General features: G+C 67.0%; 24 protein-coding genes and 4 tRNA genes. 19 read left to right on the top strand and 9 right to left on the bottom strand.

The features are described from left to right. Positions 1–105 precede the first annotated feature (105 nt). The 3 genes from ON23_RS24815 to ON23_RS24805 all read right to left on the bottom strand — a co-directional run bounded on the left by ON23_RS24815 (position 106) and on the right by ON23_RS24805 (position 3,011). Positions 106–810, bottom strand: coding sequence for a demethylmenaquinone methyltransferase (locus tag ON23_RS24815; RefSeq protein ID WP_036505900.1), 705 nt, complete (start codon positions 808–810; stop codon positions 106–108). Between the two features lie 78 nt (positions 811–888). Further along, the gene (locus ON23_RS24810; protein ID WP_039781118.1) at positions 889–1,575 is read right to left on the bottom strand and encodes an SGNH/GDSL hydrolase family protein; all 687 of its coding nucleotides are present in this window, start codon (positions 1,573–1,575) and stop codon (positions 889–891) included. Between the two features lie 2 nt (positions 1,576–1,577). Beyond that, the gene (locus ON23_RS24805) at positions 1,578–3,011 is read right to left on the bottom strand and encodes an MFS transporter (protein WP_083904215.1); all 1,434 of its coding nucleotides are present in this window, start codon (positions 3,009–3,011) and stop codon (positions 1,578–1,580) included. Between the two features lie 126 nt (positions 3,012–3,137). On the opposite strand from ON23_RS24805, the gene ON23_RS24800 reads away from it, so the two are divergent. Then, positions 3,138–3,767: a TetR/AcrR family transcriptional regulator gene (locus ON23_RS24800; protein ID WP_039781116.1), complete on the top strand. Its 630-nt coding sequence runs from the start codon at positions 3,138–3,140 to the stop codon at positions 3,765–3,767. Between the two features lie 38 nt (positions 3,768–3,805). Here the strand turns inward: ON23_RS24800 and ON23_RS24795 are convergent, their stop codons facing one another. Continuing rightward, complete coding sequence (locus ON23_RS24795) at positions 3,806–4,945, bottom strand: glycosyltransferase family 4 protein (RefSeq protein ID WP_039781115.1); 1,140 nt, start codon at positions 4,943–4,945, stop codon at positions 3,806–3,808. Between the two features lie 74 nt (positions 4,946–5,019). Continuing rightward, positions 5,020–5,496 carry a DUF3592 domain-containing protein gene (locus ON23_RS24790; protein ID WP_223273552.1) on the bottom strand — a complete coding sequence of 159 codons (477 nt, stop codon included), beginning with the start codon at positions 5,494–5,496 and terminating at the stop codon, positions 5,020–5,022. Between the two features lie 40 nt (positions 5,497–5,536). Between ON23_RS24790 and ON23_RS24785 the strand changes: the two genes are divergently transcribed. After that, positions 5,537–6,043, top strand: coding sequence for a DUF2505 domain-containing protein (locus ON23_RS24785; RefSeq protein WP_039781114.1), 507 nt, complete (start codon positions 5,537–5,539; stop codon positions 6,041–6,043). A gap of 51 nt (positions 6,044–6,094) precedes the next feature. Here ON23_RS24785 and ON23_RS24780 read toward each other — a convergent pair whose 3' ends face one another. From ON23_RS24780 to ON23_RS24770, 3 genes are all read right to left on the bottom strand, one after another. Further along, positions 6,095–6,544 (bottom strand): VOC family protein, encoded by a 450-nt coding sequence (locus ON23_RS24780; RefSeq protein WP_036505891.1) that lies wholly within the window; start codon positions 6,542–6,544, stop codon positions 6,095–6,097. Between the two features lie 9 nt (positions 6,545–6,553). Then, a complete protein-coding gene (locus tag ON23_RS24775; RefSeq protein ID WP_039781139.1) occupies positions 6,554–7,015 on the bottom strand; it encodes a helix-turn-helix transcriptional regulator in 462 nt (153 codons plus the stop codon). Positions 7,016–7,099: 84 nt separating this feature from the next. Further along, on the bottom strand, positions 7,100–8,380 hold the full coding sequence (locus tag ON23_RS24770) for a geranylgeranyl reductase family protein (RefSeq protein ID WP_039781113.1): 1,281 nt from the start codon (positions 8,378–8,380) through the stop codon (positions 7,100–7,102). 358 nt (positions 8,381–8,738) lie between these two features. Between ON23_RS24770 and ON23_RS24765 the strand changes: the two genes are divergently transcribed. Both ON23_RS24765 and htpX read left to right on the top strand, forming a co-directional pair. Next, on the top strand, positions 8,739–9,761 hold the full coding sequence (locus ON23_RS24765; protein ID WP_030516270.1) for a polyprenyl synthetase family protein: 1,023 nt from the start codon (positions 8,739–8,741) through the stop codon (positions 9,759–9,761). Positions 9,762–9,947: 186 nt separating this feature from the next. After that, positions 9,948–10,826 carry a zinc metalloprotease HtpX gene (htpX, locus tag ON23_RS24760; RefSeq protein WP_039781112.1) on the top strand — a complete coding sequence of 293 codons (879 nt, stop codon included), beginning with the start codon at positions 9,948–9,950 and terminating at the stop codon, positions 10,824–10,826. Here htpX and ON23_RS24755 read toward each other — a convergent pair. Continuing rightward, positions 10,823–11,314: a YajQ family cyclic di-GMP-binding protein gene (locus tag ON23_RS24755; RefSeq protein ID WP_039781111.1), complete on the bottom strand. Its 492-nt coding sequence runs from the start codon at positions 11,312–11,314 to the stop codon at positions 10,823–10,825. The two genes, htpX and ON23_RS24755, sit on opposite strands and share 4 nt — an antisense overlap. Positions 11,315–11,478: 164 nt before the next feature. Here ON23_RS24755 and ON23_RS24750 point away from each other — a divergent pair. The 15 genes from ON23_RS24750 (at position 11,479) to ON23_RS24680 (ending at position 21,218) form a co-directional block, all read left to right on the top strand. Beyond that, a tRNA-Tyr gene (locus tag ON23_RS24750) sits at positions 11,479–11,559 on the top strand. Positions 11,560–11,899: 340 nt separating this feature from the next. Next, positions 11,900–11,972: transfer RNA gene (locus ON23_RS24745), tRNA-Thr, on the top strand. 65 nt (positions 11,973–12,037) lie between these two features. Then, positions 12,038–12,110: transfer RNA gene (locus tag ON23_RS24740), tRNA-Met, on the top strand. A gap of 43 nt (positions 12,111–12,153) precedes the next feature. Continuing rightward, positions 12,154–12,324: a 50S ribosomal protein L33 gene (gene rpmG / locus ON23_RS24735; protein ID WP_011211653.1), complete on the top strand. Its 171-nt coding sequence runs from the start codon at positions 12,154–12,156 to the stop codon at positions 12,322–12,324. A 220-nt stretch (positions 12,325–12,544) separates the two neighbouring features. Then, positions 12,545–13,615 (top strand): fused (3R)-hydroxyacyl-ACP dehydratase subunits HadA/HadB, encoded by a 1,071-nt coding sequence (locus ON23_RS24730; RefSeq protein WP_039781138.1) that lies wholly within the window; start codon positions 12,545–12,547, stop codon positions 13,613–13,615. A 240-nt stretch (positions 13,616–13,855) separates the two neighbouring features. Next, positions 13,856–13,928 (top strand) — tRNA-Trp (locus ON23_RS24725). Between the two features lie 31 nt (positions 13,929–13,959). Then, positions 13,960–14,373 (top strand): preprotein translocase subunit SecE, encoded by a 414-nt coding sequence (secE, locus tag ON23_RS24720; RefSeq protein WP_039781110.1) that lies wholly within the window; start codon positions 13,960–13,962, stop codon positions 14,371–14,373. Between the two features lie 172 nt (positions 14,374–14,545). Further along, on the top strand, positions 14,546–15,361 hold the full coding sequence (nusG, locus tag ON23_RS24715; RefSeq protein ID WP_039781109.1) for a transcription termination/antitermination protein NusG: 816 nt from the start codon (positions 14,546–14,548) through the stop codon (positions 15,359–15,361). Positions 15,362–15,431: 70 nt separating this feature from the next. After that, a complete protein-coding gene (rplK, locus tag ON23_RS24710; protein ID WP_030516276.1) occupies positions 15,432–15,866 on the top strand; it encodes a 50S ribosomal protein L11 in 435 nt (144 codons plus the stop codon). Between the two features lie 94 nt (positions 15,867–15,960). Continuing rightward, on the top strand, positions 15,961–16,674 hold the full coding sequence (gene rplA, locus ON23_RS24705) for a 50S ribosomal protein L1 (RefSeq protein WP_039781108.1): 714 nt from the start codon (positions 15,961–15,963) through the stop codon (positions 16,672–16,674). A gap of 533 nt (positions 16,675–17,207) precedes the next feature. Continuing rightward, positions 17,208–17,762 (top strand): 50S ribosomal protein L10, encoded by a 555-nt coding sequence (gene rplJ / locus ON23_RS24700; protein WP_039781107.1) that lies wholly within the window; start codon positions 17,208–17,210, stop codon positions 17,760–17,762. A 75-nt stretch (positions 17,763–17,837) separates the two neighbouring features. Continuing rightward, positions 17,838–18,218, top strand: coding sequence for a 50S ribosomal protein L7/L12 (rplL, locus tag ON23_RS24695; RefSeq protein WP_036505922.1), 381 nt, complete (start codon positions 17,838–17,840; stop codon positions 18,216–18,218). Between the two features lie 236 nt (positions 18,219–18,454). After that, a complete protein-coding gene (locus ON23_RS24690) occupies positions 18,455–19,543 on the top strand; it encodes an ABC transporter ATP-binding protein (protein ID WP_051043278.1) in 1,089 nt (362 codons plus the stop codon). An 11-nt stretch (positions 19,544–19,554) separates the two neighbouring features. Beyond that, positions 19,555–20,349, top strand: a complete 795-nt coding sequence (locus ON23_RS24685) for an MlaE family ABC transporter permease (RefSeq protein ID WP_051025193.1) — start codon at positions 19,555–19,557, stop codon at positions 20,347–20,349. Positions 20,350–20,390: 41 nt separating this feature from the next. After that, the gene (locus ON23_RS24680) at positions 20,391–21,218 is read left to right on the top strand and encodes an MlaE family ABC transporter permease (protein ID WP_086006975.1); all 828 of its coding nucleotides are present in this window, start codon (positions 20,391–20,393) and stop codon (positions 21,216–21,218) included. Positions 21,219–21,244 lie beyond the last annotated feature (26 nt).

Genomic DNA, 21,244 nt, shown 5'->3' with positions numbered 1-21,244 from the left:
GATGACCAAAATTCTCACCTCAGCGGTGCGGTCGCGGTGAGATTTCCGGTTCGCGCCCGGTCGGGCACCGTTTCCGCCGCGGTCCGGCCAGAGCGGTGAGCTACTTCACCCCAGCTTGTAACCGCGGTGCAGCGCCACGATGCCGCCGGTCAGATTCCGCCACTGCACCGACGACCAGCCGGCGTCGGAGATCCGCATCGCCAGCTGTCGCTGATTGGGCCAGGCCCGGATCGATTCGGCCAGGTAGACGTAGGCGTCCGGATTGCTGCTGACGGCCTCGGCGACCTTCGGCAGCACCTTCATCAGGTATTCCATGTAGATCGTGCGGAACGGTCCGAAGACCGGGGTGGAGAATTCCGCCACGACCAGGCGTCCGCCCGGTTTGGTGACGCGCAGCATTTCGCGCAGGGCCGCATCCGGTTCGGAGACGTTGCGCAGTCCGTAGGAGATGGCGACCGCGTCGAAGGAATCGTCGGCGAACGGCAGGGCCGTTGCGTCGCCGTTCACCATCGGAACCCGGCGGAACCGCCCCGCCTCCAACATGCCCTTGGAGAAGTCCAGGGCCAGGCACCACGCTCCCGACTTCGCGAATTCGGCGGTGGAGACGCCGGTTCCGGCCGCCAGATCCAGCACCCGCTCCCCGGGCCGCAGGGCCAGCGCGCGGCGGGTGGCCCAGCGCCAATAGCGGTCCTGTCCGCCGGTGAGCACCGTGTTGGTCAGGTCGTACCGCTTCGCGACCCCGTCGAACATGGACGCGACCTCGTGCGGTTGCTTGTCCAACGAGGCCCGAAACGACTCTGTCTTCGCCACGGGAGTGACCCTAGCGCCCGGCGCCCGGGGCGGGGACGCGGGCCGGGCCGCGATCACGGGGAGGATTGGGCGCCTGCGCTATTCGCTCCTCCGGCTCGACAGTGCGTAGGCCAGATGTTTGACCATCTCGGTCGCCAGCACCGCCTGACCGGAGGTCGAGAAGTGGATGCCATCCGCACTGAGCAGATTGTCGCGAGTATTGACCGGGTGATCCCACATGTCGACGACGACCGCCCCGTAGTCGGCGGCGATTCGGCGCGTGATGTCGTTCATGCGGCGAATTCGCTCGGGCCAGTCGGGAAGAGCCGGTACGACATAGGCGCGCCCAAGGGTGAACGTCGTCAGCAGGGCGCCCGTGCTCGCCGCGACGTCGTACATGCGCCGCATCGTCGTGTCGATCTCGTCGAAATCGGGATCGCGCCGCGTGATGTCGTTCGGGCCGCACGGCAGATGCAGCAGGTCCGGGCGGAACGCCGTGATCCGGTCGAGTTGGTGGGCCGACGTCTGTGCCGTGGTGGCCCCGATCTGCGCGGTGTCGAGATATCGCAGGTCCGGGCGCACGCGCCGCAGTATTCGCGCGAGCCGCTCGGGCCAGCCCGCGTTCCCGTAGCCGGGGGTGGGGTCGCCGACTCCGGCCGACAAGCTGTCGCCGGCCACACCGAAGCGGCGCCACGGCGCGTCGAACAGCAATGCGGCCGCGGTGGTCTCGGACAGGCAGAGCGGATCGGCCGCCTCGGCCGTCGCCCGTGCCGTGGGTTTCGACATGGTCACTCGCTTCGCTTCGATCGGCCGGTACGGGGTGTGATGCCGAATGCCGTTGCCGCGCCGGCGACGGCGACGATTGCGATGAACGACCAGCCGTGCCGGAAAGCGGTCACCATCCGGTCGGTGGCGCCGGACGATCCGAGCAGCGCGATCAGTACCGCGACGCCCACCACGTAGCCGAGCTGGCGGGCGGTGTTGACCACGGCGCTGCCGGTCGCCGAGCGCTCCGGCGGCAGATCGACGGCGGCCGAGGCGATCATCGTGGGCAGTGCGAGGCCGATGCCGATACCGGAGATCACCCAGCCCGGCAGGACCGCGGTGGTGTACCGCACGGGTGTGCCGGCGGTGAACAGCACGAGCAGGACCCCGGCGGCGAACAGCGTATTGCCCAGGGCCACAACGGCTCCCGCCGGAATCCGGCGGAGCAGTCGCTGGCCGACGGCGGCGAAGATCGGCACCATGATCGGGCCGGGGACGATGGCGAGCCCGGTGCCGATCGTGCTGAAGTGGGCCGCGTTCTCGAGCCACAGCGTGATGCTCAGGAACCAGGCCCCGAAGGCCGTGCAGAACGCCAGTACGGTGGCGTTGGCCCAGGCGAACGTCGGCACCCGGAACAGGTCCGGCGGCACCACCGGATCCGCATGCCGCCGCATCCGCACGACGAATCCGGCGATGCCGAGCGCCGCCACGGCCGCTGCCGCCCAGGTCGCGCCGCCGGGCCACGCATCGCTTTCGACCAGGGCCAGCGACAGCGCGCCGATCGCCACGATCAGCACCATCACGCCCAGCAGGTCGGGCATCCGTGCGGAGGTTCGCTGCGGCGGATTCGGCACCAGCCATGCGGCCGCGAGCCCGGTCACCACGCCGACCGGCAGGTTGATCAGGAAGACCCAGCGCCAGGAGATTTCCACCAGTGCTCCGCCGACCACCGGGCCGCAGGCCGCGGCGAACGAACTCGTCGTGGCCCAGATCTTCACCGCGCCCGGCACCCGCGCCGACGGCAGCACGGTGAGCAGCAATCCCAGGCCGGCCGGTGTCAGCGCCGCCGCGCCGACCGCCTGCACGAGCCGGAACGCCACCAGGGCCCACAGCGCCGGGGCCGCGGCACAGGCCACGCTCGCCGCCGTGAACAGGGCGAGCCCGCCGAGGAATCCGGTCTTGCGGCCGAATCGGTCCGAGAATCGGCCCGCCGGAATCAACAGGGCCGCATAGACGATCGCATAGCCGTTGAGCACCCAGCTCACATCGGCCGGCGACGATCCCCGGTAGGACTCGCCGATCTTCGTGAACGCCACGTTCACCACGAAGACGTCGAGCATCGCCACGAATGCGGCCGAGCACAGGATCCACACGATCACGGTCGACCGGTCGCGAACCGGCTCGACCGTCGTGGATTCGTCCGCGAGCGCGGACGGTTCGGCTGCTACGCCATCCATCTGAGTTCCCTTTCTCGTCGTCACCGGCGGTGTCGCCGCACGCCGATGTGCTCGAAAGAATACGGTCGACCGTATGTTTACCGCAATGGTCGATTCCTCGGGACCGGATGGCATACGATCGACCGTATGGTCGTACCCGAGCAGCAGACGGCAGCCGAAAGTGCCGATCAGCGGCTACGTCGCGGTGCGCGGTCGCGCCGCGCGGTGACCCGCCGCTCGATCGAGATCGCGTCGGTGGACGGACTCGACGGGCTGAGCTTCGGGCGGCTGGCCGACGATCTCGGCGTCAGCAAGGCCGGAATCCAGACCCTGTTCCGGACCAAGGAGGCGCTGCAACTCGCGACCGTGGAGGCGGCGCGGGAACTGTTCGTGGACACCGTCGTCCGCCCGGCTCGCGACGCCCCGGCGGGGGTCGCGCGGCTTCGCGCCCTCGTCGACGAGTGGATCGACTACGTCCAGCGCCCGATGTTTCCCGGCGGGTGTTTTCTGGGCGCGAATCTGCCGATCTTCGACAGCCGGCCGGGACCCGTCCGCGATGCGTTACGAGAGCAACAGCGTGCCTGGGTCGCCCTCCTGACAGCCCAATTCCGGCGAGCCGTCGCCGCCGGCGAGATCGCCGACGTGGACCCCGAGGTGGCGGGCTTCGAGGTCGCCGCGGTGCTGAACGCCGTCAACGTGGCGCTGCGCCTCGGCGACGACGGCGCCGTGGGCATGGCCCGGCAGGTCGTCGACCGCCTGCTCGGTCGGGCCGCCTGAACCGCAGCCGCCTCGGACCGCCTGCGACAGCGTGGTTTTCAGGCGCTGCGGTGCAGTACTTCCCGGCCGCCGATCACCTCGTGATAGTGCCCCATCAGCTCGGTGCAGATCGCGGGCCAGGTGCGGTGCAGCACCGATTTGCGTGCCGCGCCGGCGAATCGGGCTCGAAGAGCCGGATCACGCAGCGCCGCAACCGCACTCGGGAGCAGTTCGGCGAACCGGTCGACGGGCAGCAGATATCCGTTGCGGCAGTGGGCGATCAGATCGCGAGGGCCCCCGGCGTCGGGGCCGATCACCGGAGTGCCGCAGGCCAGCGCCTCCTGCACGCCCTGGCAGAAGGTTTCGTGCTCGCCCGGGTGGACCATCAGATCCAGGCTCGCATAGGCCTGCGCCAGCTCGGCGCCGCCGAGTTCGCCGGTGAACACGGCCGTCGGCAGCAGGCGCTGCAACTGCGCCCGTTCCGGTCCGTCGCCGACCACGACCAGCCGGATATCGGGATCGTCGGCCAGCGCGGCGAGACGTTCGACGTGTTTCTCCGGCGCCAGCCGGCCGACGAATCCGACCACCAGCCGGTCGCCGTCCGCCCACCGCGCGTGCAGGCCGGCGTCGCGCGCACCGGGCGTGAACCGCACCGCGTCCACGCCCCGCGCCCAGCGGTGCACCCGGGCGATGCCGTGGCGCTCGAGATCCGCCATCGCCGCCGACGAGGGCGCCAGGGTGCGCGCCGCGCGATTGTGGATGCGCCGCGTCCAGGCCCACGCCGCCCGCTGCGCGGCCCCCAGCCCGTAGCTGGCCGCGAATCCGGCCACATCGGTCTGATACACCGCCACGGCGGGCAGATCCAGGCGCAAGGCCGCCGCCGCCCCGCCGGCGCCGAGCAGGAACGGCGAGGCCAGATGCACCACATCGGCGTCGAAATCCTCGATCGCCGAGGTGAGCAATGGTTGCGGCAGGCCGACCGGCAGTGAGCTGATCCGCGGCACCATGACCGCCGGCACCCGGATCACCGGAAAGCGGCCGTAGGAGCGCGGCGCCGCGGCCTGGCCGCGGGGAGTGTCCGGGGCGATGACGAGCGCATCGTGTCCGTTGCGGTCCAGATGGGTCAGGACCTGCAGCACGGAGTTCACGACACCGTTCATATTCGGCAGAAACGATTCGGAGACGATCGCTACACGCACTCCTGCAGTGTGCGATGCGCGGCACGCCAGGACACCACACCCATGTGACGGATGTGCGAAGTTCGGGCGAACAGCTACCCGGAGGTGCGCACCGAACGGCGCTCGAAGCGGCGCACCACCCACAGCACCGGCAGCGCGGCGACCCACACCACCACGATCACCGAGAGCGCCGGAATGACCGCGACCCGGGCGTCGCGCCCGGCGACCCGGACCAATTCCGGATCGCTGCGGCTGTATTCGACATTGATCCGCTCGCCGGCGGTGAGTTTGGTGGGATACAGCACCCCCACCTTCGGATTGTGCGTGACACCGTCGGGCGTCACATAGGTGACCGCGGACCGCAACCGGCCCGCCGACAACACCTCCGCGCTGGTCACGCCCTTGTCGGAGCTGATCAGCAGATCGTCGCGCCAGGCCGCCAGCACCAGCAGCACGGCCAGCACGCTCACCGCGGCGGCGATCACCGCGATGGTGATCCGGGTCCGGCGGAGGCGAGGTGAACCGGCCTCGGCCCGATCCTCGCGCGCAGCAGACTCGGTGGTTTCCGACACCGCACCAGGCTATTGCATGGTTCCGATAGCGTGTGCGCTCATGTCCCGAAACTTCCGCTTCACCGTGTCATACACCGTCCCGGTCGAGGAATTGCACCGGGCGCTCACGAGCGACGAATTCTGGCACGCCCGCTTCGAGGGCGCCGAGACCGCGACCATCGAACTGACCCACCCGAACGGGCCCGGCACCATCCATCTGCGCATGACCGAGACGGCCCGCCAGGACAAGATCCCGGCCATCGTCCGCAAGGTGCTCAAGGCCGAACTGGTGCTCGAACGCACCGACGACTGGGGCCCGCTGGAGGGGAATTCCGCCGCGGGCACGTTCTCCGCGACCTCCTCGGGCATCTCCTCCGAGATGACCGGCAAGTACCTGCTGCGGGCCGCGGGCACGGGTTCCGAACTCGAGGTCACCGGCAGTGTGAAGGTGAAGGTTCCGCTGGTCGGCGGGGCCATCGAGCCGCTGGCCGAACAGTTGCAGCACCGGGTGGTCAACAGCGAACGCAAGTTCGTCGAGAAGTACTTCGCCACCGAATCCGGGGTATAGCCGACAGTGGTGGGTGCGAGCAGCGCCGGCTCGCACCCGTCCCGCGCCCGGCTACTGCGCCCCCGGACCGAAGGCGCCACCGTCGAATTCGCGTTGTTCGACCAGGACGAGCCAATTGCCGGAGTTGTCGCGCATCACCGCCTCCACGCCGTACGGGCGTTCCGCGGGCGGCTGCACGAATTCGACACCCTTCGCGGTGAGCTCCTCGTAGGCCTTCTGGCAGTCCTCCGTGCGCAATCCCAGCGCGCCCATGGTGCCGTTGCCGAGGGAGCGGCGGATCGCCTCGGCCATCGTCTCGTCGAGCGGCGGACCCGGAACCATCAATGTCACCTCGAGTTCGGGATGATCCGGTTGAGCCACGGTGACCCAGCGGAAACCGTTGTCGCCCATCGAGATATCGGCGGTTTCCACGAAACCGAGTTTGTCGATGTACCACTGTTTGGCCGCGGACTGATCGGTCACATACACCGTGACCAGCGATACGTTGGTGATCGTCGTCATGAGCTCAGGCTATGAGCCCTCGGCGCCCGCCGGCTTCTCCGAAATTGCGCCGTCGGGATCGGGCGCCGGGTCCGGCGGTCTCCGATCGGAGAGGCCGTGCATGAACACGTAACACCCCGGAATCCGCGGAACTCCGTCTGCCGCGAATTTCGCCTGATAGGCCGACGGTGTCATCCCCACCAGTTCGGTGAACTTGCGGCTGAACGAGCCCAGGCTCGTGTATCCGACCAGCATGCACGCCTCGGTCACGGTGATGTTGGTGGCGCGCAACAGATCCTGCGCGCGTTCGATGCGCCGCTCGGCCAGATACAGCGCGGGGGTGCGGCCGTAGGTGGCGGCGAAACAGCGCAGGAAATGATATTTCGAGACTCCCGCGGTCGCGGCGAGCTCGTCCACGTCGAGCGGGCGGGCGTATTCGCGATCGACCAGATCCCGCGCCCGGCGCAGATGCGGAAGCAGATTCTCCGGCACCGAGGGCGTCCGATCGCGGCGCGGACGTGGCCCGCTGCGGTTGTCCACGCTGCCTCCTGTCCGAGCCTCGGCGCCGCGCATCGCTCAGCTGAACGGTGCCGGATCGTCGAAACGCAGCGACGCCCGGCCCGCCGTCCGCCAGGCCCGGGCGGTCAGGTCGGCATCCTCCTCGTCGACGAGATTGCCCATCACCCGCACGGCCGTGCGCTGCAGCAGCGCCGAACGCATCACCGGCGGTCCGCCGGTCGGGACCATCCGCGGATGGGTGGCCAATGCCGCGATCCGGCGGGCCACCGAGAAGGTGCGCCCGTAGCGGGCCCGCAGCAGATCCGGCCACACCGTGGTCAGATCCGGTTCGCCCAGCAGTCCCGACAGCAGGTGGCCGCCCTCGAGCCCGTAGTCGATACCCTCGCCGTTGAGCGGATTCACACATCCGGCGGCGTCGCCCACCAGCACCCAGTTGCGGCCCGCGATATTCGACACCGCGCCGCCCATCGGCAGCAGCGCCGAGGCGACGGCCCGCGCCTCGCCCTCGAACTGCCATTCCGGCCGGCGCAGCGAAACATAATGCTGCAGAAGTGGTTTCAACGCGATATGCGAGGGGCGGCGTTCGGTGGCCAGCGAGCCCACGCCGATGTTGACCTCGCCGTTGCCCAGCGGGAACACCCAGCCGTAGCCGGGGACCAGACCGCCCTCGGCATCGCGCAGTTCCAGATGCGACGTGATCCATTCGTCGTCGCTGCGGGCGGAGCGGATGTAGGCGCGTGCGGCCACACCGTAGGCGAAGCGGCGATGCCAGACGCGGCCCAGCAGCTTCCCGACCGGCGAACGCACCCCGTCGGCGACGATGAGGATGTCGCAGCGAATCTCGCGCGTGCCCGATTCGGTCTGCACGGTGACACCGGTGATCCGATCGTCCGCGCGCGCCACCGCGACCACCCGCACCCCGTCGACCATGCGCGCACCCCACTTGACGGCGGTCTCACGCAGCTTGTCGTCGAGTTCGGTTCGGGGAACGGCACTTCCGTAGGTGGGGAAGGACCCGCCCGGCCAGGGCAGCAACGCCTCCCGGCCGAATCCGGCCATCCGCAGCCCCCGGTTGACGGTATGCGCGCGCAGCCATTCGCCCAGCCCGAGCGCCTCCAGCTCCGCGGTGGCGCGCGGGGTCAATCCGTCGCCGCAGGTCTTGTCCCGGGGAAACACCGCGGCATCGGTGAGCAACACCTCGCGCCCCGCCCGCGCCGCCCAGGCCGCCGCCGCGGAACCGGCCGGCCCCGCGCCCACCACCAGCACCTCGACGTGCTCGGGCAACACCGTGCCACGTTCCCGTTCCGGTGCTGTCGAACCGCCGTGAGCTGAACCCATAGCCCAATAGTGGCAGAGGTGCCGCCACCGGCTCGCTCGGGCGGGTTGTGTGCCGAGTAGATCGGTACGCCGATGAAGTTGCGTTACCCCGAACGATTCAGTCGGTAGTCACCCGCACTACTGGGTATGCGTTTCGAGGATGGTGCTCGGATCCCGGTATCGGCCCGCCTCGATTTCGGACCGACGGAGCGGGGGAGCGAAGCGGAGGAGCGGAGGAGGGAAAAATCGAGGCCCAGGGGACCGAAACCCCGCCGGAGCGAAGCGGAGGCCACAGGCAGAGTGACGGTGTTCATGGGAGGGGGGACGGCAACACGCTAGGTTCTTCGGTGTGGGGACGGACGCGGCATTGGGAGAAGACATGAGTGCATCGGCTGTGAGCGATGAAAGCACCGTGGTTGCCGGGGTCGATCTCGGCGATCCCGAGCTCGCGGCGACCGTGCGCAACGGGCTCGACGAGGTGGAGAAGCTACTGGTCAGCGAGCTCTCCGACGGGGAGGACTTCCTGCTGGAAGCCGCGCTGCACCTGGCGCGCGCCGGCGGTAAGCGGTTCCGGCCGCTGTTCACCATCCTCACCGGTCAGCTCGGTCCACGCCCGACCGACCCCGATCTGATCACCGCCGGCACCGTGGTCGAACTGGTGCATCTGGCGACCCTCTACCACGACGACGTGATGGACGAGGCGTCGATGCGCCGCGGCGCCCCCAGCGTGAACTCCCGATGGGGCAACAGCATCGCCATCCTCTCCGGCGACTATCTGTTCGCCCACGCCTCCCGGCTGGTGTCCACCCTGGGCCCGGACGCGGTGCGCATCATCGCCGAGACCTTCGCCGAACTGGTCACCGGTCAGATGCGAGAAACCTTGGGCGCCAAGAAATCTCAGGATCCGGTCGAACATTATCTGCGGGTGGTGTGGGAGAAGACCGGTTCGCTGATCGCCGCATCGGGCCGCTTCGGCGGCACCTTCTCCGGCGCGAGCCTCGACGACGTGGAACGGCTGGCTCGCCTGGGCGACGCGGTGGGCACCGCCTTCCAGATCTCCGACGACATCATCGACATCTCCTCGGTGTCCGAGCAGTCCGGCAAGACGCCCGGCACCGACCTGCGGGAGGGCGTGCACACCCTGCCGGTGCTGTACGCGCTGCGCGACGAGGGCGCCGAGGGTGACCGGCTGCGCACGCTGCTGGCCCGGCCGCTGGAATCCGACGACGAGGTCGCCGAGGCGCTGGAGCTGCTGTCCCGCTCGCGCGGCATGGTGCTGGCCAAGCAGAAGTTGCAGGGCTACGCCGATATCGCGCATGCCGAACTCTCGGCCCTGCCGCAGGGGCCGGCCAACGACGCGCTGGAGCGCCTGGTCCGGTACACCATCGAGCGAGTCGGCTGAGCTCGTCCGCCGTCGCGCCGGCGGACGGCCGGAGTTGGGTAGTCGGCTGGTGTGATCGATATCGCAGCGTTGTGATCGGGGCGCAGCGTTGTGATCGATGACGCACACGCTGTGATCGATGACGCAAGCGCCAGGGCGCCCGGGCCTCGAGCGGAACCCGAGTTCGCCGCCGTTCGTTGATCCGACATGCATGGTTACGCGAACGGTTTGAAGACCTTCGGGCTGATGGTCGGCCTGTCGGCACTGATCGTGTTCGCAGGCGCGATGTTCCGCAACCCCACGATTCTGATCATCGCCATCCTGCTGGCCGTGGGCATGAACGCCTACGCCTACTTCAGCAGCGACAAGCTGGCCCTGCGGGCCATGCACGCGCAGCCGGTATCCGAACTCGAAGCGCCCGTGATGTACAAGATCGTGCGTGAACTGGCCACCACCGCGCGCCAGCCCATGCCGCGGCTGTACATCAGCCCGACGAACGCGCCCAACGCGTTCGCCACCGGTCGCAACCCGCGTCATGCGGCGGTGTGCTGTACCAGCGGCATCCTGCAGATCCTGGACGAACGGGAACTGCGCGCGGTACTCGGCCACGAACTGTCGCACGTCTACAACCGCGACATCCTGATCTCCTCGGTCGCCGGCGCGCTCGCCGCGGTCATCTCCGGCCTGGCCAACCTGGCCTTCTTCGCGAGCATGTTCGGCGGCGGCAGCCGCGACGGCGAAGGCCCGAACATCCTCGGCGTGCTGCTGGTCTCCCTGCTCGGCCCGATCGCCGCCACCCTGATCAAACTCGCCGTCTCCCGCTCCCGCGAATACCAGGCCGATCAGGACGGCGCCGAACTCACCGGCGACCCGCTGGCCCTGGCCTCGGCGCTGCGCAAACTCGAACGCGGCACCCAGGCCGCGCCGCTGCCGCCCGAGCCGCAGCTGACCGCGCAGTCGCACCTGATGATCGCCAACCCCTTCCGGGCGGGCGACAAGATGGCGCGCTGGTTCTCCACCCACCCGCCGATGGGCGAGCGCATCCAGCGCCTCGAGCACATGGCCGGCGGGCCCCGCAGCTACTAGCGGTAGTTGACGAACTGCAGGGCCACGTCCAGGTCCGCACCCTTGAGCAGGGCGATGACGGCCTGCAGGTCGTCGCGCTTCTTACCGCTGACCCGCAGTTCGTCGCCCTGAATCTGCGCCTTCACGCCCTTGGGGCCCTCGTCGCGGATCTTCTTGGAGATCTTCTTCGCGTTCTCCGGGGAGATGCCCTGCACCAGGGTGCCGGTGATCTTGTAGGTCTTGCCCGAGGCGGCCGGCTCGCCCGCGTCGAACGCCTTCAGCGAGATGTCGCGGCGAATCAGCTTCTCCTTGAACACCTCCAGGGCGGCCTTCACCCGTTCCTCGGATTCGGCCGACAGCACGATCTTCTCCTCACCCGACCACTCGATGCTCGCACCCGTGCCGCGGAAGTCGTAGCGGGTGCTGAGCTCCTTGGCCGCCTGGTTGAGGGCGTTGTCGACCTCCTGCCGGTCGACCTTGCTGACGACATCGAATGACGAATCGGCCACGCTGCGCTCCTGTCTGACGGCTCACATTTCACCCGGAACTCCGGTAGGGAACTTTCTACCCCGGCCGTCCCGCATCGGTCACGGCACCCCCGCTGGCCAGCCGGTTTGCATCCGAGCGCCCTGGTCGTTGTATTCTGCTCTGCGCGCTGGCAACAGTGCGACAAGGCGGATTGCCCGAGTGGCCAAAGGGAGCTGACTGTAAATCAGCCGCGCAAGCTTCGGAGGTTCGAATCCTTCATCCGCCACCCTCTCAGGGCTCCTCCTACTCGGGAGGAGCCCTCGTCGTATTCGAGGGTGATTTGTGGGGGCCCGGCTCCCACATCCCACGCCGGGAGGGCTTCGCCCCCCGGGCGCCCCTTCCAGCCGGTGGCGTTTCCGAGTGTGAGTTACGTCGGCCGTCGGACGACCGAGAGTGCGGCCGGGTTTGTGAGTCCCGTCCTGCGAGTTGAGCGCCGACCTCGACGAGGTGGTTTTGAAATCCGGCCTGACCAGCGGGTTTGGTAACTTCGCGGGAGAGTGTGTAACCTCGTTCAAGGCTTCAGCGCCCCGGGTTCGAGGATTCGAGTTCGGAGCGAATGGAGCCATGCCCCCTTAGCTCAGTCGGCAGAGCGTTTCCATGGTAAGGAAAAGGTCAACGGTTCGATTCCGTTAGGGGGCTCGCCGGATTGCCGGTGGTGACCGACGGCATGTCTGAGGCCGGGCGCCATCGCAAACCGACCTTATGGCGGTGTAGCTCAGTCGGTAGAGCAAACGACTCATAATCGTTGTGTCGCCGGTTCAAGTCCGGCCATCGCTACAAAACTGATACCCCGTCAGGTTGACCCGAAAGAAGGCATATCGTGGCCGCGAAGTCCACTGATGTCCGGCCAAAGATCACCTTGGCCTGCGAGCAGTGCAAGCACCGTAACTACATCACCAAGAAGAACCGGCGCAACGACCCGGATCGTCTGGAGCTGAAGAAGTTCTGCCCGAACTGCGGCACCCACCGGGCGCACCGCGAATCTCGCTAGATCTCATCGCGTGCACGCTGCCGCGCGCGAAGTCGGCGCCCGGATCCAGGGAGGTCTGTCGATGACCTTCCCGGATATTCGTGGACCGCGCCGACCCATGCAGCACCTCATGCCGGAGCAGGTTTCCCGACCCGCTCCGGCATTTGCTGTACTTGCGGTAGTTTCACGCTCCGCAGACTCCCGGTAGCGGAGTCAGATAGGGACTCAACTCTCCGTGACAATCAACACCGGAACCGATGCCGTGGCCGCGCAGAACGCCGAGGGCGAACCGTTCGACCCGTCGGCCCACGCCGCCGCCATGGTCGGACACCACTACCGCGTCGACGACTACTACGAGGTCGGCCGCGAGAAGGTGCGCGAATACGCACGCGCGGTGCAGGACTATCACCCCGTGCACTGGGACGAGGACGTCGCCCGCGAGTACGGCCACGACGGACTGCTCGCACCGGTGACGTTCATCTCCCTGGTCGGCATCCTGGCCCAGCGCAAGCTGTTCGAACAGGTCGTCACGGGTTACGACCTGAGCCAGATCATGCAGACCGACCAGATCCTGGAATTCCACCGTCCGATCCGGGTCGGCGACCAGCTCACCTGCGACGTCTACCTGCATTCGTTCCGGCAGGCCTTCGGCGGCGACATCATCGTCACCAAGAACATCGTCACGGCGCAGAACGACGAACTGGTGCTCACCACGTACACCACCCTGGTCGGCCGCAGCGGCGGTGACGTCGATCCCAATATCGCCGACGCGGTCCGCAACATCCTCATGCACGGCATGGCGGAGGCGCCCGACCGCCCGACCGCCGAGCCGCCCATCACGGCGCCCCCGGTGCCGGTGACCACCGTTCCCGAGGTCACGGTCAGCAGCCACACGCGCTCGTTCGACAGCGTGGCCGTCGGCGACGAACTGCCGGCCCGCGTCGTCCGGCTCACCCGCGGCGATCTGGTGAACTACGCGGGTGTCTCCGGTGACGCGAACCCGATCCACTGGAGCGATGAGGTCGTCGCGCTCGCCGGTCTGGACAACGTGGTCGCGCACGGCATGCTGACCATGGGCCTGGGCGGCGGATTCGTCACCTCCTGGCTCGGTGACCCGGGCGCGGTGAAGGAATACAACGTGCGTTTCACCAGCCCGGTCTACGTGCCGGGCGACCACCCGGCAGAGGTCGAATACACCGGCAAGGTGAAGTCGGTGGACCCGGAGAACCGCACCGCCGTGATCGCGATCGTCGCCAAATCCGGCGGCCGGAAGATCTTCGGACGTGCGACCGCGACGGTGCAGCTGGCATGATGGTCGGCGGGCCGGCAAGCCGCTTCGCGGTGGCCGACGGCCCGATTGGCTATCCGCCGGGGCGGTAACGTACACTCGGATTTCTGGGGTCGCCAGCCACTGCGCGCTGCTCTGAGGGGCTGGTTCCGGGCGGGTGACCGCCGGGGCCGGCACACCGGCGGAGCGGCGCGCGTGTTGTGTGGCCCCGGGTTGGCACAACTGAATAAGCACCGTGCTGGATGACATTGCGATTCCAGCCGAAGGGGCGTAGCTCAATTGGCAGAGCAGCGGTCTCCAAAACCGCAGGTTGCAGGTTCAAGTCCTGTCGCCCCTGCACTGGATGCCAGCGACGAGAGAGGGTTCACGTGAGCGACGAGCGGGACATTCGCCACGGCGCGCATGCCGCCGATGACGAAGACACCGCTGCGGTCAGCCGGCCGAGTGGTAAGCGGTCGACTCGCCGGGCTCGCACCGGATCCTCCTCGGACACCGGCTCCGTCGCCACGATCGACCGTGGTGGCAGCTCGGATTCGGCATCGCGCAAGGCGTCCAAGTCGGCGGGTAAGAAGACCGCCGAGCGCGGTCGGGGCAATCCCTTCAAGCGCCTGGTGAAGTTCCTGCGGGAAGTCATCGCGGAACTGCGCAAGGTGATCTGGCCCAACCGCAAGCAGATGGTCACCTATACAAGCGTTGTCCTGGTGTTCGTGATCTTCATGGTCGCGTTCATCAGCGGGTTGGACCTGGCGTTCATCAAGGGTGTCAACTGGCTGTTCGGCTAGCTGACCGTGCGTCAGGAGCGGAGCCTGCGGAGCGACCCATGGGCACCCGAGCGGAGCCTGCGGAGCGAGCCACGGGAACTGCTAGCCGTCCGCCACGCGAGGACGGAAACCATCCGCCGGATTCACCTCCGGCGTAGTGGATGTACGTGACGACACAGGAAGCGAGTGCCCAGTGAGCACCCCGGAGAACGGCACAACCGACGAGTTCCCGGTCGACGACGAGGCGGCGGAGACGGCCGTCGACGAGGCGACCGTCTCGGACGGTACCGAGGCGTCCTCCGGCGAAGCCGAGGGCGACACCACCGAGACCGAGACCGACGCGTCTGCGGAGCCCACTGCACCGGAAGAACCCGCTGACCCCGTCGCCGAGATGAAGGCCGCGCTGCGTCGCGCCCCCGGTGACTGGTACGTCATCCACTCCTACGCCGGTTACGAGAACAAGGTGAAGACCAACCTCGAGACCCGCGTACAGAACCTGGGCCTCGAGGACTACATCTTCCAGGTCGAGGTGCCGACCGAGCAGGTCACCGAGATCAAGAACGGCCAGCGCAAGAACGTGCAGCGCAAGGTGCTGCCCGGCTACATCCTGGTCCGGATGGATCTCAACGACGAGTCGTGGGGCGCGGTCCGCAACACCCCCGGTGTCACCGGATTCGTCGGCGCCACCTCCCGTCCGTCGCCGCTGACGATCAACGACGTGGTGAAGTTCCTGGTCCCGGCCGAGCAGCAGCAGAAGAAGCCGGCTGCCGCCGCGGCGGGCGCCGCCGCGTCCACGTCGGAGACCGTCACCGAGACCGCGGCCAAGCCGGCCATCGAGGTCGACTTCGAGGTCGGCGAGTCGGTCACCGTGATGGACGGTCCGTTCGCGACGCTGCCGGCCAGCATCTCCGAGGTCAACGCCGAACAGCAGAAGCTGAAGGTGCTGGTGTCGATCTTCGGTCGCGAGACCCCGGTCGAACTCGCGTTCACGCAGGTCGCGAAGATCTGAGACTTCCGGGGTTCGCGCCCCGGGACAGGCTTACGGAAGTCCGTAAGGAACCTAAACCAAGGAAAGAAAGATGCCCCCCAAGAAGAAGAAGGTCGCCGGGCTCATCAAGCTCCAGATCCAGGCCGGCGCGGCCAACCCGGCTCCGCCGGTCGGCCCCGCGCTGGGTCAGCACGGCGTCAACATCATGGAGTTCTGCAAGGCGTACAACGCGGCGACCGAGTCGCAGCGTGGCAACGTCATCCCGGTCGAGATCACGGTCTACGAAGACCGCTCGTTCGACTTCAAGCTGAAGACTCCGCCCGCCGCCAAGCTGCTGCTCAAGGCCGCCGGTGTGCAGAAGGGCTCCGCCGAGCCGCACCGCAACAAGGTCGCCACGGTCACCATGGATCAGGTCCGGGAGATCGCCAAGACCAAGCAGGAAGATCTGAACGCCAACGACATCGATCAGGCGGCCAAGATCATCGCGGGTACCGCTCGCTCGATGGGTATCACCGTCGCCGACTGACGGTCCCCGTCTCCGCCGGTGACCGGCGGGATGTGCGTGGGAGGGACGGCCAGTCCCGACAACCACTTCTGACTTACGAACAGGACAGAGAATCATGGCAAAACGAAGCAAGGCTTATCTCGAGGCGGCCGCCAAGGTCGACCGCGCGCAGCTCTACTCTCCGCTGTCGGCCACCCGGCTGGCGAAGGAGACCTCGACCACGAAGACCGACGCGACCGTCGAGGTCGCCGTTCGTCTGGGCGTCGACCCGCGCAAGGCCGACCAGATGGTCCGCGGCACCGTCAACCTGCCGCACGGCACCGGTAAGACCGCGCGCGTCATCGTCTTCGCCGCCGGCGAGAAGGCCGCCGAGGCCGAGGCCGCCGGTGCGGACGCCGTGGGCGCCGAGGATCTGATCGAGCGCATCCAGGGCGGCTGGCTGGACTTCGACGCCGCGATCGCCACCCCGGACCAGATGGCCAAGGTCGGTCGCATCGCGCGTGTGCTGGGCCCCCGCGGCCTGATGCCGAACCCGAAGACGGGCACGGTCACCACCGATGTGACCAAGGCCGTCAACGAGATCAAGGGCGGCAAGATCAACTTCCGCGTCGACAAGCAGGCCAACCTGCACTTCGTGATCGGCAAGGCCTCCTTCGACGAGAAGAAGCTGGTCGAGAACTACGGCGCCGCGCTGGAGGAGATCCTGCGTGTGAAGCCGTCGACCGCCAAGGGTCGCTACGTCAAGAAGGTGACGATTTCGACGAACACCGGACCGGGCATCCCGGTGGACCCGAACCGCACCCGCAACCTCACCGAAGAGGACGCGTAAGGCGTAGGTAGCTTTCGACGAGGGCCGGTAGGAATTTCCTACCGGCCCTGTGTTTTTGGCCTCCGCTTCGCTCCGGCGGGGTCTCGGCCCCCTGGGCCTCGATTTTTCACTCCTCCGGTCAGGCGCTGCGCTCCCTCCCTCCGTCGCTCCAAAATCGAGGCGGGCCGAGACCCACCAAGGTGAGCAATCTCGTAGATGTAAGCCTCGTTTTGGCTTCTAGCTGCTGGTCCGCTATTCTCTTAAACGGTCGCCGACCAGTTCGGTGATCACCCCCAATCGTTCTACCGAAGACCGTTGGTTGCTGCCGTCAGGCAGTCGAAGGTCCGGCGATATTGCCGGCGGCCCACGCAGGGAGAGCCGAGGTGAGGGACGACATATGAGCCGTGAGCTCATGTCGAGTTTCTTGTGCGCCCCGGGACCACTCTGCGTCCGGGGCGTTTGCTTTGTCGCCGGGTCGACGTAGCCTCCCCGGGTCCAGCCTCCGCGAGTCGGTAGTTCATCGCAGAACCGACCATCCAGAGAGGAGGCGAAGTATGGCGAAACCAGAGAAGGTCACCGCGGTCGCGGAGATCACCGAGCAGTTCAAGAGCGCTACGGCCACTGTGATCACGGAATACCGTGGTCTGTCGGTCGGCAACCTCACCCAGCTGCGTCGTGCGCTGGGCAGCAATGCCACCTACTCCGTCGCCAAGAACACCCTGGTCAAGCGTGCGGCCGCCGAGGCGGGCGTCGAAGGCCTGGATGACTTGTTCGTCGGTCCGACCGCGATCACCTTCATCACCGGTGAGCCGGTCGACGCCGCCAAGGCCCTCAAGACCTTCGCCAAGGACAACAAGGCGCTGGTCATCAAGGGTGGCTACATGGACGGCGCCGCGCTGTCGGTCTCCGAGGTCGAGCGCATCGCCGACCTGGAGTCGCGCGAGGTGCTGCTGGCCAAGCTGGCCGGCGCCATGAAGGGCAACCTGACCAAGGCGGCCGGCCTGTTCGCCGCGCCGGCCGGCCAGGTGGCTCGCCTGTTCGCCGCGCTCGAGGACAAGCAGCGCGCCGCGGGCGGTGCCGAGGCGGCTCCCGCCGCCGACGCCGAATAAGCCGACGCCGACAAGTCGACAAACCAACTCTTTTCTCCCCGCCGATGCGGGGATGAACTACCGAAAGGAAACACCATGGCCAACGTGGACGAGCTGCTCGAGACCATCGGCAACATGACCCTGCTGGAGCTCTCGGACTTCGTCAAGAAGTTCGAGGAGAAGTTCGAGGTCACCGCCGCCGCTCCGGTCGCGGTCGCCGCTGTCGGTGGCGCCGCTGCTCCGGCCGAGGCCGCCGAGGAGCAGGACGAGTTCGACGTCATCCTCGAGGGTGCCGGCGACAAGAAGATCCAGGTCATCAAGGTCGTGCGTGAGATCGTCTCCGGCCTGGGCCTGAAGGAAGCCAAGGACCTGGTCGAGGGTGCCCCGAAGCCGATCCTGGAGAAGGTCGCCAAGGACGCCGCCGACGCCGCCAAGGCCAAGCTGGAAGAGGCCGGCGCGAAGGTTTCCGTCAAGTAATTGCGGTAATCGAGTCCGGAAAAGGGCGGTCCCGTTGCGGGGCCGCCCTTTTCACATATTCGTGGTGAATGTTGTGAACTGTCGGGACCGGCTCATTACCGTCGACATTTCTACCGACCAGTCAGGTAGGGTGTCCTGCACCAGCGGCATGCGATACAGTGGCCGCACCCCAGTGTGACGCGTCACACCGCGCTGAAATAACGGTGACGCGGCCATGGGCGCTCGTCAGAAGAAATATGGAGGTCGACGTGGGCGTCGAGGTCAGGACCGAAGGTGTTACGAAATCTTTCGGGTCCCAGCGGATTTGGCAGGATGTCACTCTGACCCTGCCCACGGGGGAAGTCAGCGCCTTGCTCGGCCCCTCCGGTACCGGTAAGTCGGTCTTCCTGAAGTCGCTGATCGGTCTGCTGCGCCCCGAGCGCGGCTCGATCTACATCGACGGCACCGACATCACCACCTGCTCCAACAAGGAGCTCTACGAGATCCGCAAGTTGTTCGGCGTTCTGTTCCAGGACGGCGCGCTGTTCGGTTCGATGAACCTGTTCGACAACGTGGCCTTCCCGCTGCGCGAGCACACCAAGAAGAGCGAATCCGAGATCAAGCAGATCGTGATGGAGAAGCTCGAGCTGACCGGTCTGCTCGGCGCCGAGGGCAAACTGCCCGGCGAGATCTCCGGTGGTATGCGCAAGCGCGCCGGCCTGGCCCGCGCGCTGGTGCTGGACCCGCAGATCATCCTCGTCGACGAGCCCGACTCCGGTCTGGACCCGGTGCGTACCACGTACCTGTCGCAGCTGCTGATCGACATCAACGCGCAGATCGACGCGACGATTCTGATCGTCACCCACAACATCAACCTGGCTCGTAGCGTGCCCGACAACATCGGCATGCTGTTCCGCCGTCAGCTGGTCATGTTCGGCCCGCGCGAGGTGCTGCTCACCTCGGAGGAGCCGGTGGTCAAGCAGTTCCTCAACGGCCGCATGGTCGGCCCGATCGGTATGTCGGAGGAGAAGGACGAGGCCCAGATGGCGCGCGAGCAGGCGCTCGCCGACGCCGGCCACTACGACAACGGCACCGAGGACGTCGAGGGCATCATCCCGCAGATGAAGGCCACCCCCGGCATGCCCGTGCGCCAGGCCGTGGAACGCCGCCGCCGCCGCGTGCTCGAGATCATGCACACCCTGCCGCATTCGGCGCAGGTGGCGATCCGCGAGTCGATGGAAGAGAACGGCGATACACAAGTCCTTCCGGCGTATACGGGTAACGCTCCGCAATATCAGGGCGGCACGTACGACACCACCGTGCGACACGACACAACCAACGGGTAACATACGCAACCGTGAATCAACCCCTGGCACGGCTGCGCACTCCGGTCGAGTCGGGATTTGCGCAGGCCGGCAACATATTTGCACTGCTCATTTCCGTGGCACGCAACACCCTGCGCCGGCCTTTCCAATGGCGCGAGTTCATCGAGCAGTCGTGGTTCATCGCGAGCGTCTCGATCCTGCCCGCCGCACTGGTGGCAATCCCGTTCGGCGCCGTTGTGGCATTGCAGACCGGTTCACTTATCAAGCAGCTCGGTGCTGAATCGTTCACCGGCGCAACCAGTGTGCTGGCAACTGTGCAGCAGGCCGCTCCCGTCGTCACCGCGCTGATCATCGCCGGTGCCGCGGGTTCGGCCGTCGCTGCCGACCTCGGCTCCCGCACCATCCGCGAGGAGATCGACGCGATGGAGGTGCTCGGCATCGATCCGGTGCAGCGTCTCGTCGTGCCGCGCGTCCTCGGCATGATGCTGGTGGCGCTGCTGCTCAACGGACTGGTTTCGGTGGTCGGCATCTGCGGTGGATATTTCTTCAATGTGTTGCTGCAGGGCGGAACTCCCGGCGCCTATCTGGCGTCGTTCTCCGCGCTGGCGCAACTCCCGGACCTCTGGATCGGTGAATTCAAGGCTCTGATCTTCGGATTGCTCGCGGGCGTGATCGCCGCTTACAAAGGTTTGAATCCCAAGGGGGGACCGAAAGGTGTTGGTGACGCGGTGAATCAATCCGTGGTGATCACCTTCCTGGTGCTCTTCTTCGTCAATCTGCTTCTGACGTTGGTGTACCTGCAGGTCGTCCCGGCCAAGGGTTCGTGACGATGGTTGTTTCCCAGCGTTCTCCGATCTTTTCGAGGCGGATGCGCCGAGTAGGTGCTGCGCTCAAGTCGCCGGTGAATGTCATCGATCGCGCCGGCGATCAGATGTCGTTCTATTCCAAGGCGATCGCGTGGATTCCGCGCACCGTCGTGCATTACCGCAAGGAGGTCATGCGGCTGCTGGCCGAGGTGACCTTCGGTTCGGGTGCACTCGCGGTCATCGGCGGCACCATCGGCGTCGTGGTGATGATGTCGGCCTCGGTCGGTGTCGTCGTCGGCCTGCAGGGTTTCAAAGCTCTCGACGCCCTGGGCAGTTCGGTGCTCACCGGCTTTCTGACCGGCTACATCAATACTCGCGAATTGGCGCCGCTGGTCGCGGCATTGGCATTGTCGGCGACGGTCGGCTGTGGTTTCACCGCCCAATTGGGTGCGATGCGAATTTCCGAGGAAATCGACGCGCTCGAGGTGATGGCGGTACCCGGCGTGCCGTTCCTGGTGACCACGCGCGTCATCGCGGGATTCGTGGCGGTGATTCCGCTCTACATCGTCGGCCTGCTCGGCACGTTCATCGCGTCCAGGCAGATCAGCGTGTGGTTCAACGGGCAATCCACGGGCTCGTACGACCATTATTTCGGTCTGTTCCTGCCACCCGAGGACGTGCTGTATTCGTTCGTGAAGGTGCTGGTGTTCGCCTTCGTGATCATCCTGATCCATTGCTATTACGGCTTCAACGCCACCGGCGGTCCGGCCGGCGTCGGTGTGGCCGTGGGACGCGCGGTACGTGCGTCGATCGTGCTGGTGAACATCCTCGACTTCTTCCTCAGCCTGGCGATCTGGGGTACGACGACGACAGTGCGAGTCGCGGGATGAGCGGACCGGACCGCGGCGCGACCGAC

It is taken from the genome of Nocardia cerradoensis NBRC 101014, from assembly GCF_000308535.1.
Taxonomy (GTDB): Bacteria; Actinomycetota; Actinomycetes; order Mycobacteriales; family Mycobacteriaceae; genus Nocardia; species Nocardia cerradoensis.
Note: the sequence above shows the minus strand (reverse complement) of the source record. Positions and strands in the feature narration are given on the sequence as shown.